Origin of the sequence: Flavobacterium sp. GSP27, assembly GCF_003970395.1 — a bacterium.
Lineage (GTDB): Bacteria > Bacteroidota > Bacteroidia > Flavobacteriales > Flavobacteriaceae > Flavobacterium.
Window position 1 is genome coordinate 87,136 of record NZ_RYDP01000009.1, and the last position, 12,492, is coordinate 99,627.

Below are 12,492 nucleotides of genomic sequence, written 5' to 3' on the forward strand. Positions count from 1 at the left end.
TCAAAGTTTTTCTCGCTTCTACTATAGCTTCTCTTTTAGGAGATTAAGCTATCATATAAAGTTCCGCCGCTTCTCGTCAGTTGCGAAGTTCGGAACTTTATATTTTCCATTAAAGATAAAATTTCTTGCGAAACGTATAAGTGAATTTACCACAAAATTCGCAATCTTGCCAAATGGCTGTTGTGCGATCGTGCTTATTCTAGGTCCATGATAATCGCAATATTTTCTTTTATTTTTTCAATTAAATCGGTTGGCAATTTTCCAACTTTTTTAAATAATCTTTTGTTGTCGATTGCTCGAATTTGATCAATCATTATGTCGCAATCTTCATGTAAATTTGCCATTCCCTTTTTAATATGAACTCTTAAAATATCAGAATCATCTTCAACGTTTGTAGTTATTGGACAAACGATTGTTGAGGGATGCGATACTTTATTCAGCAAATTTGTTTGAACAATTAGAACAGGCCTAGATTTACCTGCCTCAGTTCCTATTTGTGGATTCAAGTCAGCAATCCAAATTTCGTATTGATTAATCTGCATAGTCAATTTTTTCAAATTCTTTTAAAATGTTCATTGAATCTTTTTTGACTAATTCGGATTCGGCTTTAAGTCTTTTTTCTAAAATTTGTCTTTTCTGTACTTTATTATAATATTCAATTGCTTCGTTGATATATCTATTTCTAGGAATACTGATTCTTGAAAGAATTTTTTCGGTTTCTCCGAAAATTGAATCATCTATTTTAAGTGATACTGTTTTCATATGTTTTAATTTGATATCACAAAGGTATATCTTTTTTAGACATGAAGTTGTTTAGTACGATTTTTTTTTTCGCATGTCGCACAACGTCAGTTCGTCTAAAACCCTCTAAACGAACTGTATTTGGTTAAACAGTGAGTAAATATATGTTATTTAAACTACAATTAAAACTCGTTCTGGCAAAACTCGCTTTATGATTATTAAAATAAAACAGTCCGACCTATCAGATATAGTGTCACTAAGGATAGCGCGGTTTTGCAAACCGTGCCCGCCAACGAATGCAGATAAAACAAGTCAGAAAAGCTATATCCTTAAAGCGGGATAGCTTTTTTACGTTTTAATGTCAGTTTTTTTTATGGTTTTGTTAGCTTTATTTCTTCGGCTCCCTACCGACTAAGTGTTATAATTACCAATTGGAATGGGCACGGTTTGCAAAACCGCGCTATCTGTTAAGGAGAAAACTGAGTTTATTTCCGAGCCATCTGGTTTTATCTGATGGAACACGTATAATTTTGAACGCTTACAGTTTAATTCTCGTCTTAGAATTACGTTCGAGAATTGATAATAATCTGCTGAATTTGATTGAGAATCTAAAGCACCATCATTTACCATCAGACCAAAAGCCAGAAAAAGGAAAATAAGATATTTTAAATTCTTTGTCAATCTATTTAATTTTAATTATTGGTAAGTTGTACAACTGGTTTTGTTAGGATTTTATGGCTTGTACGACAAATTTATTGTTTTAATGAATGCTTTGCCGAGCTTTGCCAGCTGTTAACGGTAATTTATTCTTTTACACTTTTTAATCGCTGATCAAACATCATTTTTGAAGTGCTAACGACCTTAATTTTTGATGAATCTGGATGAACAGGGTTTATTAAATAATTAAATTCTTTTGGTACGATACTACTAGGGACTTTTAAAATGGCAGCTTCATTGTAATTTACGAAATCATCACCGATGGTTTGAGTTGTTAAAGATGGTGGTTTTGAATTCCAATCATTTGGTAAATCTTCCAGCTTTACTTCCTGTATAGTAATTTCATCGGGTACTTCAATTTCGACATAAAAACGATCATCGGGTAAATCCTCGCTTAAATCTAAATGAACAGAAACTTCCAATGTTGCCAGAGCTCTAGTTTCAGCAGTATAAACAATTCGAGTATTAAGACTATTCCAGCGATAACCTTCAGAAATCGACGCGCCTATTCCATTTAACGTAGTACTTAAATATTTTTCACGTTCAATTCTAAATACTATCATTACGCTAAATTTCCGAATTCTAAGCGATTCAAACTAAACTTAACCTCGTTAATGCCTGTTATTGTGTCAAGCATATTTTCAGGTGAACTTCCCCCAATAGACAAGTTAGGTTTTTTTAACCAGCGTTGAAATTTTTCTTCCTCGTTATTGAAAACTTCTAAGCCATAGTCAATTAACTCGTTAATTAGAATCACTAATTCACTATTTCTACTGTCCAAAAGTAAATGTTCACTTTTTTTCTTATTATATGTAGTTTGTGGAATCCCAACTATTGCCAGAACTGACTTTATGGGATTATTAAGCCTTTTGCTAATTAATTCAATTGAATCATATGGAATGCCAGCTCTGATGATACTAACGCGCTCAAGCTTATTGCTCCATTTATATTCCTTGCCATCGGAAGTCAATAAAGATTTTCTAATATTTACAGCATTACCAGATGCTTTTTGGACACTTCTTTTAGTGTCGAACGGCTTTGTTCTACGTGTGACTTTCCCCATAATGCAACTTATTTACTGTAAACATACAATATTTTTGTTGTTTAAACGAAAAAATTTCGATATAATTATCACCAATTCTTCAAAATTTCAAAGCAATTTTATATTCATAAAAACCTCGGCCCGCGTGAAGGATGGCAGTGAAAATCCTTTTATGAAGCGAAGCGCAATAAAAGATTATAACGCACAGCCTGACCCGTAGTTTTTACGGAGGGACACGCCCAAATTATTTTCCTTTTTTAACCTGTGATTTTGTCAAATAACTGCCTAAAATTCAATCCCGAAGGTTCGGGACTAAAAACTTGTTTGGGTTGCAAAAATTTTATAATTTTGCAGTCCAATTTTATTATGTAAATTAAAGAAGAAGATGGATATCAAAAGAGTAGCAATAGACGCTGTGACGGAAACAATTGTAATGACTGTTGTTCACATGGATTACAAAGGACAAGTTGCAAAAAGAATAAACGAAAAAATGCCTTTGGCAACGGTTAAAGGATTTAGAAAAGGAGCTGTGCCTAAAGATCTTGTTGAAAAACAATACGGTAAAGCAATCAAACAGGAAGAAGTTCAAAAAGTGGTAGATTTAGCTTTGGAGCGTTTCGTACAATCAGAAAGATTAAACCTTCTTGGAACGCCGCTTGCTAAAGTAAACGAAGACTTTGATTGGAGTGCTGAAGAATTGGTTTTTGAATATGAAATAGGATTGGTTCCTAATTTCGAATTGGATCTTGAAGCTAAAAATGACATCGTTAAATATGTGGTTTCAGCGGATGATAAAATGATTGAAGGCCAGTTGGAAAGAATCCAAAAACAATTTGGAACTGCAATTCCTCAAGAAGTTGTTGCTGCAGATTCAGATGTAACGGGAACTTTTACAAACGAAGAAAAAGGAATTAATAACGCGACCACTATTGCTGCTGATCTTTTTAAAGACAAAGCGACTTTTGATTTATTCGTCGGTAAAAAAGCAGGAGATGTTGTGACTGTAAATACTAAAGGTTTATTTGAAGACGACCACCAATTGATGGACGTGATGAAAGTAAGTCATGATGACGTTCACGGATTAGAGGTTGAAGTGAACTTCACAATCGAAGCGATCAACACGGCTGAATTAGCAGAATTGAACCAAGAATTGTTCGACAAATTGTTTGGTGCTGGAACTGTTTCTTCACTTGAAGAATTGAAAGCGAAAATCAAAGAAGATGCCGAAACTCAATTTGCGCAACAAGCGGATCAAAAATTATTAGGGGATGTAACGGAATTTTTGATCGAAAGCACCAAATTTGATTTACCTTCTGAATTCCTTAAAAAATGGTTGCAAACTGTAGGGGAGAAAAAATTATCTCCTGAGGAGGCTGAAGTTGAATATGCACGTTCTGAAAAAGGATTGCGTTTTCAATTGATCGAAGGTAGAGCTATGGCTCAATCGGACATCAAAATCACTTTTGAAGACTTGAAAACATTCACTACAAAAAACATCCGTCAGCAAATGGCACAATTCGGACAAACAAATCCTACTGACGAAGAAGTTCAAGGAATTGTAGCAAGAGTTTTGTCAAACCAAGACGAAGTGAAAAGACTTTCGGACCAAGTTGTTGCTGATAAATTATTGGAATTATTCAAAGAAAAAGCAAATCCTACCACTAAAGAAGTAACGTATGACGAATTTATTGCAGCGTCTTACGGAGAATAAATTTTAGTCGTAAAGTCAAATGTCATAAAGTCAAAAGTTGAAAAGACGGAAACAATTTCGTTAGTTGTTTCAAATTTTAAGATTCTATTACAAATGCAAAACAATAAAAAATAAGTATATTTGAGCGTCAGAAAAAATATTTTTTGACGCTCTTTTGTTTCAATTAGTTGCGGGAGCCAATCCAGCTGTACGTTACAAGTTTTTTCTTCCGTTTTAGTTTTTTAAATTCCTGCAAGAGCTTCTTTCAGTCGCTTTGCAAGAATAAAAAAACTTAAAAACGGAATTCAAAAAGCTTTTTACTCCCATCTGGGCTACAAATAAGACATATTGACATCATTTGTAAATAGGTATGACCTTTGCATTAAAAGAAATAGACAAGATATAACGTAAAACTTAGAACAAAAAAATATGAACTACGGTAAAGAATTTAAAAAATTTGCTACAAAGGACCACGGCGTAAACTCTATGTATTACGATAAAATCGTAGGCGCAATGACTCCTAAAAACATGACTCCCTATATCATTGAAGAACGTCAGTTGAATATTTCACAATTAGACGTTTTCTCCAGATTGATGATGGACAGAATTATATTCCTTGGAACAGGAATTGATGACCAAATTGCAAACATCGTTCAAGCACAGTTATTGTTCCTTGAAAGTGCCGATGCTTCTAAAGATATTCAAATTTATTTGAACTCTCCAGGAGGAAGCGTTTACGCAGGATTAGGAATTTATGACACGATGCAATACATTAAACCAGATGTAGCAACCATATGTACCGGAATGGCAGCTTCCATGGGAGCAGTGCTTTTATGCGCCGGTGCAGCAGGAAAACGTTCGGCATTGCCACATTCAAGAGTAATGATTCACCAACCATCAGGTGGAGCGCAAGGAGTAGCAACGGATATGGAAATCAACTTACGTGAAATGTTGAAACTTAAAGATGAGTTGTATAAAATTATCTCTCACCACTCCGGACAAACTTTCGATAAGGTTCATACGGATAGCGAACGTGATTATTGGATGATCGCCGAAGAAGCAAAAGCATACGGAATGATTGATGAAGTTTTAGTAAGAGGATAAAAATATAGTCGAAAGTCTAAGGTCGAAAGTCTAAAGCAATGCTAGGAACTTTCGACTTTACGACTTTTGACTTTAGACTTAAAAGAATGGCAAAAGTAGTATTAGAATGTTCGTTTTGTGGAAGAAAGAAGCCAGAAACCCAATTATTGATAGCTGGGATCAATGCACATATCTGTGATAAATGTATTGAACAAGCGCACGGGATTGTTCTTGAAGAAATAAAATCTAGTGGAAGTTCAAAGCTGGTTGGAGATTTGATTTTAAAGAAACCAAAAGAAATCAGAGCGTTTTTGGATCAATATGTGATTGGACAAGATCAAACTAAAAAGGTGATGTCGGTTGCGGTTTACAATCACTACAAACGTTTGATGCAACAGCAATTAGACGATGAGGTTGAGATTGAAAAAAGTAACATCATCATGGTGGGACAAACTGGAACAGGAAAAACATTGGTGGCTAAAACCATTGCAAAAATGTTGGATGTGCCTTTAGCGATTGTTGATGCGACAGTTCTTACTGAAGCAGGTTATGTTGGGGAAGATGTCGAAAGTATTTTGACACGTCTTTTACAAGCTGCTGATTATGATGTTGCCAAAGCAGAACGCGGCATTGTATTCATTGACGAAATAGATAAAATTGCACGTAAAAGTGACAATCCTTCTATTACGCGAGATGTTTCCGGAGAAGGGGTGCAACAAGCATTATTGAAATTATTGGAAGGAACGGTTGTGAATGTACCACCAAAAGGAGGACGCAAGCACCCGGACCAAAAATTTGTGGAGGTAAATACACAAAACATTTTGTTTATTGCCGGTGGTGCTTTTGATGGAATCGAAAGAATAATTTCGAAACGATTGAACCGTCAAGCGGTGGGTTATTCTACTTCAAAAAATGTGGACAATATTGACAAAGACAATTTGTTGCAATACATTATTCCAAAGGATATCAAAGATTTTGGTTTGATTCCAGAGATTATTGGTCGTTTGCCAGTTTTGACGCACATGGATCCTTTAGATAGAGAAACCTTGCGTGCAATTTTGACACAACCTAAAAATGCGTTAATCAAACAATACGAGAAGTTGTTTTTGATGGATGATGTTGAATTCACGATTACCAATGAAGCACTGGATTTTATTGTTGATAAAGCATTAGAATATAAATTAGGCGCTCGTGGATTGCGTTCGTTATGTGAAGCTATCTTGACCGATGCGATGTATGAATTGCCTAGTTCTGATGATAAAGTATTAGAAATTGACGTAACTTATGCTAAAGAAACGTTGAATAAAAATTTATTGAAGCGTTTGGAGATTGCATCGTAAAAAATGCATTTTTCTTAAAAATATAAACCTGTTCATTCATTTGAACAGGTTTTTTTATGGGGAAATTACACTATTTGTTATTGTTCAAAAAAAGGAACATTATTATTTTTTATCAACGTCAGATTGTCGATTTTTGTACATTCTAAATCAATTATATATAAGATGCAAAAAGACGAGATAGAGGTAATTTTATTAAAAGTTTCTGGACAAGATAAACCGGGAGTCACTGCTGGTTTAACATCCATCTTGGCTACTTATGATGCTATTATTTTAGATATTGGACAAGCGGATATTCATGATACGCTTTCTTTAGGTATTTTATTTGAAATAAAAGCGGGTTCTTCTTCTGGTCCAGTTTTAAAAGACTTGTTATTTAAAGCATACGAATTGGGTGTCAAAGTCAAGTTTATTCCTATATCCATTGCAGATTACGAAATTTGGGTCAAAGCGCAGCGCAAACAACGCTACACCATCAATGTTTTAGGAGAAACCTTAACGGCTGTACAATTGGCGGGAGTAACCAAAATACTATCCAACCAAAATTTGAATATTGATGCAATTAAAAGATTAACCGGCAGGGTATCTATTCTTGAGAAAGAAGAATTCCCTCGTTCGTGCATACAATTGTCGGTTACAGGAACGATTGTCGACAAAACGTTTATGACCGCCAGTTTTATGGAAATTTCCAGAACGTTAGATGTGGATATTTCTTTTCAAGAAGATAATATGTACCGAAGAAACCGCCGTTTGGTGTGTTTTGATATGGATTCGACGCTGATTCAAACCGAAGTAATTGATGAACTGGCAGAGTTAGCGGGTGTGGGAGAGCAAGTTAGAGCAATCACAGAAGCAGCCATGAATGGTGAAATCGATTTTAGCGAAAGCTTCAAGCAACGCATGGCCTTGCTTGAAGGCTTGAGTGAAGAGGTACTGCAAACAGTTGCTGAGAATCTGCCTATTACTAAAGGAGCACATCGCTTGATGAAGGCCTTGAAATATTACGGTTATAAAACCGCTATATTGTCCGGAGGTTTTACGTTTTTTGGGAAGTACCTGCAAAAAGAATTAGGTATTGATTATGTTCATGCGAATGAATTGGAAATTAAAGACGGAAAATTGACAGGTAACTATTTAGGTGAAATTGTGGATGGTAAAAAGAAAGCGGAATACCTTCAGGCGATTGCTGATAAGGAAGGCATTCATATCAACCAAACTATTGCAGTTGGTGATGGTGCCAATGACTTGCCGATGTTGAATCTGGCAGGTTTAGGAATTGCTTTTCATGCCAAACCAACGGTAAAAGAAAAAGCAGAAAGTTCTATTTCCAGCTTGGGTCTCGACGGTGTTTTGTATCTGTTAGGCTATCACGACAGGCATATTGATATGATGGATTAGGAGTAAAATACTTTAATAATTATAAAAATAGGCTATCCAAAAAGTGATTTTTGGACAGCCTTTTTTATGCTTTAACGGTAAATATTTTTTCAGGTTTTTCCAGTGTTTGTTTTTCGGAAGATTTACAAATTCCTCTGGCGCCACAACGCATTCTATGTGGTCCGCAGGAACTCAAGAAAATTCCTGTCAACAGGATATAAAGAATTTTTTTCATCTCATCATTTTTATACGCTTTGAAACTGCATGCTTTTCAGTTGTTCTAAATAATCTCTTTGGTTAGAAAGTCTCGGAATTTTGTGTTGTCCACACAGGTTGGGCGTTCATTGACAATCAATATACGCAATTAATGTTACTCTTGCCAATAATCACTATAAAAATTAGCAGTTTCCATTAACTTTTCATGATTTCCCTTTGTCGAGAGAGTGCCATTCTCGAGGACATAAATTCTATCTGCTATTTTTTTTAAGGTATTTAAACGATGAGAAATAAAGAAAACAGCACAGTTGGGTTTTATTTTTGCTAATAATGCCATTGAGAAATTCTCAGTGTTCCTGTCCATTGCTGAGGTGGCTTCATCAAGAATTAAAAGTTGTGGTTTTTTATATAGGACTCGTGCTAAGGCTATGATTTGTTTTTGCCCTCCTGACAAATTAATGCCTTCTTCACCAATTATTGTAGTCAATCCTTGTGGTAATTGATTAAAATAAGTATCAAAGCCATATTCAGTAAGGAAAGCGATAATGTTTGCGGGACTATCATTTGAACCTAACAAAATATTGTCAATTACATTCCCGTTAAATATACTAATTCCCCTATTTTTCGAGTGTCAAAAAACGGTTTTGGAAGATGCAATAACGAAGAGAAAAATTGACTGTTGATGCGATTGTTGAAATCTTTAGATTGTTGCAACAGAAAAAATTCTCTCAGCACTGAAATACCAACTCGTGCCAAAAGCAATATAGCCAATAATACAATTCCGGAAATTAGTTTATTGATATTATGGGATGGCAAAATGTCATCAATTAGTTTTTGAGAAAATAAAGACATTGCCATTCCTAAACTAGCCACAAACACTCCAAGCATGACGCTGATCCAGAGCAGTTTGTAATCAGGTTCCAATAGATCTAAGAACCACTTTTTTTTAGCGTTTTTTACTGCGGTTTCTTTCACGAAATCTTCATTGGGGGCTAATGTTAAGCAGCTTTTTGAAACCCAAATTTTGTCTAATGCAGTAATCGATACATAATAAATTCCTTTGCCCGGATCGCCAATCAAGAATCCTTTTTGTTCATCATAGTAATAGCACACTACATAATGTTGTAGCTGTTCTTCTATCACAACGTGGAGGATTACCGGTTGTTTATGATCAATAAGTGCTTTTATATCGGCCTCGCAACCTTCAACGGTAAACCCCAATTGATTAGCGACTTGATATAAACCAAGCATTGTTGTTCCTTGTTTAGTAGTTCCACTTAATTCGCGTAACTTTTCTATAGACTGTAGGCCACCATATAGTTTTAAGATTGACAATAAGCAAGCAACACCACAATCAGACTGATCCAGCTGCAATGTATGGGTTTTTTCGATATGTTTTTGGTTCATTTTATCTTGGTTCTTTAATAAACATTCGTTTATCAATAGTATGCAATAAGATTTGTGCTTCCTCTTTGGGATTAAGGAGTTAATTTCTTCAAAATTGTTTCTACTTTGGTTTGCCCTTTTATCTTCTCAATTAGTTGTTGGTTTTTATCGTATAAAACTAAACAAGGCAAAGATTGAACATCAAAGGTAGTAGCGAAAGAAACTTTAGTATCACAAACAAAATGAATGTTATCATAATTTAAAAGATTGTGTTTTTGAGCAAATGTTTTTATCAATTCTGGTTTCTCAAATGAAATAAAGACAAGTTGGTAAGGTCTAAATTTATATACGCTTCCCTGAATCATTTTAGTTTCTTCATTACAATACTCGCATTCACTATTATAATAAATAAAAATTGTAGGGGTGTCCGTTTTTAAATTTTTATTGGAAAAGGATTCTCCCTTTAAATTCTGATATTGAAAAGCGGGAATGGTTTTTATGTTTGCTGCGATCTCTTTTTTATGGTTGATTTTAGCAACTATTTTGTAACCCATAAAAGCCAGTAAGCTTACAAATACTAGTGGTATTATTATTTTAAGGTATTTTTTCATAGTTTAAAATATCAATTCCCCTTTTTGGGGGAGTAGGGGCTTAGGAATAATTCAAAGTAAAAAACATAATCACTACTACCCATAGTAATAAAGCACTACCATAACTAGAAGCCACAATTTTTAAACCACGATCCATATTGGTCTCCGTAATTTTGCCAATAAAATAAGCAAGAATGAGCCAGTAGGCCAACTCAAACACGTTAAGAACTTGAAAAGGATAAATCAACCAAGGTTCTAATCCTTTATAACCGACAATGTTTAATGCTGATAATGGGAAAAAATTTTGGATATCTTCAAGGGTGTAAGTTGTTTGAAAAAAATAAAGCCAGATGATTTTAAATAGAGGGACCAATATAAAAACAAACTCAGATTTTAGTACTGCATCCCATATTTGCAAAAATGTTACTTTTATTTTGCCGTAAAAAAAAGTTCCAATATAAAGTGCAGAAGTGATTAATAAACTTTTGATTAATAGAAACAACGGGATTATTGAATAAGATACCCATTCCCACTTATTTTGAAAATCCATTAAATTTTCTAATTCTGCATTAGATAAATTTTCTCCAAGAGTTGAAAATATTAATTTATCAACATTTAAAATAGATTGTAAAATATATCCACTAAATAAAGTTAATAAAGTTAAAATTAGAAAAATATACTTACTTTTTATTTTGCTCATCATATTTTAAAAATGAAAATAAAAGCAAACAAGCAGTGATTAAAAAACACATATTTTTTCCTAGACTATCTTTACTAGCAAAGTATATTGAAACTAAAATAAAAACTATAATTATACTATAAATTTTTTTCATTTGATTGGAATTATTTTGTGTATAACAATAATCTCTTATTTTTTTAAGAGATTATTGTTTGATAAATTACATTTTAACTAGTTGCCCACCTGACTGCACCATAGGTTCCGCAAGCTAATAAAATTCCACCCGCTATAGATGCTCCTGTGCCTGTAGCTGCTATGATTCCTAACTTCACTAAACCAGCACCAGCAGACATACCCATACAAAAGCCATCTGCAAAATCTATCCAACTTCCACCTGATACTAATTCTAGTTCTTTTAATTCTAAAGTTCTCATAATTCTAAATATTTAATTAAAACTTCCTCCATCACCACATCCAATCTCTGTAGCCATCCAGCCAACAACTGCAACTGATGAGATTGCTAAACCAGCCACTGGACCTGCCAGCCAGCTGTAAGTGACTGCACCTGCCCAAAAACCTGCCCATTTGTGAGAACATTTAACTCCCCCTTCCAGACTTTCCATCTGATTTAATTCTAATTTTTTCATAAAGTTATAATTTAATTGGTTAATAATAGTTTACTAACGAAATCTTTAATTACGTGCACTTAATTTTATCTTGTTAGGTTTTTTCAAACTTACTTCCTTTATCTTAAGACAGCTTACGGTTTTTATGTTAAAAATATACGGTTTTATTAATGAATTTAAAGTAATCCAATTTTATAGCTTGTTCGATAAGTTCTTTATCAGATCTTTTGTCTTTTAACAGTTTGTTTTTGATAGCCGCTTTCCTTTTCTCGATGGCGCTAAGCGAAAGATTTAGGTGTTTCGTCATATCTTTGGTTTTTATTCCTCTAGAAATTAGTTCCAAAATTTGACAATCAATTGCATCAAAATTTAATTTTTTGAGAATGGCCTGACTGAGAACTTTGGTTATGGTGGCACTATAAAATTTGTGTCCTTGCATTATCGACAGATATGCCGTTACTAAGGAGAGTGCATTAATATCATTTTTTAAAATAAACCCCTCCGGGTTAATTTTTTTAATGGCATTATGTATTAACAAAGGTTCACTGTGCATTGTCAATAAGATGATTTTGCATTTAGGGAAATACTGACGAATTAGTGCTCCTAGGTCAATGCCGTTTTGAATGTTTTTAGCTTCATAAGGAGGTAAACTAATATCCAAAAAAGCAAGGTCAAATGTTTTTTGCGATAAAAACCTGTTTGTGATTTTTAGAAAGGCTTCTTCGCAGGAATAGGCTGTAGTAAAGTCAATTGGTGTATCATTATGATTAGTAAGGATATTGACGTATCCATCAATTGTTATAGGATGGTCGTCAACTAAGAGTAGGTTTGGTCTTGTCATTAAATCGGTTACTTAGTAAAAAAGCTAATTTAACTTAATAGATAATACTTACAAATATTTTTAGAGTTTTAATTTTATTATTTTTAGTATTTGCTCAATAATTTTAAATAATGCTCACGTTTTTGTGTGCATTATTGTTATTTTTTTTAGTTATTTACAAAATATTT

The 12,492-nt window shown here is 33.9% G+C and carries 17 protein-coding genes; 4 read left to right on the top strand and 13 right to left on the bottom strand.

What is annotated here, in order from left to right; genetic code table 11:
• Positions 1-194 precede the first annotated feature (194 nt).
• From EKM05_RS09540 to EKM05_RS09560, 5 genes are all read right to left on the bottom strand, one after another.
• Positions 195-542, bottom strand: a complete 348-nt coding sequence (locus tag EKM05_RS09540) for a type II toxin-antitoxin system PemK/MazF family toxin (RefSeq protein ID WP_126455663.1) — start codon at positions 540-542, stop codon at positions 195-197.
• Entirely contained in the window at positions 532-762 is a 231-nt protein-coding gene (locus EKM05_RS09545; RefSeq protein WP_066082045.1) for a hypothetical protein, read from the bottom strand. The genes EKM05_RS09540 and EKM05_RS09545 overlap by 11 nt, the downstream gene beginning before the upstream one ends.
• Before the next feature lie 390 nt (positions 763-1,152).
• Complete coding sequence (locus EKM05_RS09550; RefSeq protein ID WP_126458623.1) at positions 1,153-1,422, bottom strand: hypothetical protein; 270 nt, start codon at positions 1,420-1,422, stop codon at positions 1,153-1,155.
• Positions 1,423-1,544: 122 nt separating this feature from the next.
• Positions 1,545-2,021, bottom strand: a complete 477-nt coding sequence (locus tag EKM05_RS09555; RefSeq protein WP_126554835.1) for an RES family NAD+ phosphorylase — start codon at positions 2,019-2,021, stop codon at positions 1,545-1,547.
• Positions 2,021-2,521, bottom strand: a complete 501-nt coding sequence (locus EKM05_RS09560) for an antitoxin Xre/MbcA/ParS toxin-binding domain-containing protein (protein ID WP_126554837.1) — start codon at positions 2,519-2,521, stop codon at positions 2,021-2,023. The genes EKM05_RS09555 and EKM05_RS09560 overlap by 1 nt, the downstream gene beginning before the upstream one ends.
• A 364-nt stretch (positions 2,522-2,885) precedes the next feature.
• Here EKM05_RS09560 and EKM05_RS09565 point away from each other — a divergent pair, with 364 nt between their 5' ends.
• The 4 genes from EKM05_RS09565 to serB all read left to right on the top strand — a co-directional run bounded on the left by EKM05_RS09565 (position 2,886) and on the right by serB (position 8,008).
• Positions 2,886-4,211: a trigger factor gene (locus EKM05_RS09565; protein ID WP_126554839.1), complete on the top strand. Its 1,326-nt coding sequence runs from the start codon at positions 2,886-2,888 to the stop codon at positions 4,209-4,211.
• Between the two features lie 408 nt (positions 4,212-4,619).
• Positions 4,620-5,294 (top strand): ATP-dependent Clp endopeptidase proteolytic subunit ClpP, encoded by a 675-nt coding sequence (clpP, locus tag EKM05_RS09570; RefSeq protein ID WP_126458632.1) that lies wholly within the window; start codon positions 4,620-4,622, stop codon positions 5,292-5,294.
• Positions 5,295-5,380: 86 nt separating this feature from the next.
• Positions 5,381-6,613, top strand: a complete 1,233-nt coding sequence (gene clpX, locus EKM05_RS09575; protein WP_126515929.1) for an ATP-dependent Clp protease ATP-binding subunit ClpX — start codon at positions 5,381-5,383, stop codon at positions 6,611-6,613.
• A 162-nt stretch (positions 6,614-6,775) separates the two neighbouring features.
• A complete protein-coding gene (gene serB / locus EKM05_RS09580; protein ID WP_126554841.1) occupies positions 6,776-8,008 on the top strand; it encodes a phosphoserine phosphatase SerB in 1,233 nt (410 codons plus the stop codon).
• Between the two features lie 64 nt (positions 8,009-8,072).
• On the opposite strand, the gene EKM05_RS14405 is transcribed toward serB, so the two are convergent.
• The 8 genes from EKM05_RS14405 to EKM05_RS09605 form a co-directional block, all read right to left on the bottom strand.
• Complete coding sequence (locus tag EKM05_RS14405) at positions 8,073-8,222, bottom strand: hypothetical protein (RefSeq protein WP_158615146.1); 150 nt, start codon at positions 8,220-8,222, stop codon at positions 8,073-8,075.
• A gap of 135 nt (positions 8,223-8,357) precedes the next feature.
• On the bottom strand, positions 8,358-8,780 hold the full coding sequence (locus EKM05_RS14645; protein WP_233590898.1) for an ATP-binding cassette domain-containing protein: 423 nt from the start codon (positions 8,778-8,780) through the stop codon (positions 8,358-8,360).
• An 11-nt stretch (positions 8,781-8,791) separates the two neighbouring features.
• Entirely contained in the window at positions 8,792-9,610 is an 819-nt protein-coding gene (locus EKM05_RS09585) for a cysteine peptidase family C39 domain-containing protein (protein ID WP_233590899.1), read from the bottom strand.
• Positions 9,611-9,681: 71 nt separating this feature from the next.
• Positions 9,682-10,200: a redoxin domain-containing protein gene (locus tag EKM05_RS09590; RefSeq protein WP_126554843.1), complete on the bottom strand. Its 519-nt coding sequence runs from the start codon at positions 10,198-10,200 to the stop codon at positions 9,682-9,684.
• A 40-nt stretch (positions 10,201-10,240) separates the two neighbouring features.
• Complete coding sequence (locus EKM05_RS09595; RefSeq protein WP_126554845.1) at positions 10,241-10,882, bottom strand: hypothetical protein; 642 nt, start codon at positions 10,880-10,882, stop codon at positions 10,241-10,243.
• A 203-nt stretch (positions 10,883-11,085) separates the two neighbouring features.
• Positions 11,086-11,292 (bottom strand): hypothetical protein, encoded by a 207-nt coding sequence (locus EKM05_RS09600; protein ID WP_126554847.1) that lies wholly within the window; start codon positions 11,290-11,292, stop codon positions 11,086-11,088.
• Positions 11,293-11,304: 12 nt separating this feature from the next.
• On the bottom strand, positions 11,305-11,481 hold the full coding sequence (locus tag EKM05_RS14410; RefSeq protein ID WP_156063261.1) for a hypothetical protein: 177 nt from the start codon (positions 11,479-11,481) through the stop codon (positions 11,305-11,307).
• A 151-nt stretch (positions 11,482-11,632) separates the two neighbouring features.
• Positions 11,633-12,325 carry a response regulator transcription factor gene (locus EKM05_RS09605; protein ID WP_126554849.1) on the bottom strand — a complete coding sequence of 231 codons (693 nt, stop codon included), beginning with the start codon at positions 12,323-12,325 and terminating at the stop codon, positions 11,633-11,635.
• Positions 12,326-12,492: the final 167 nt, after the last annotated feature.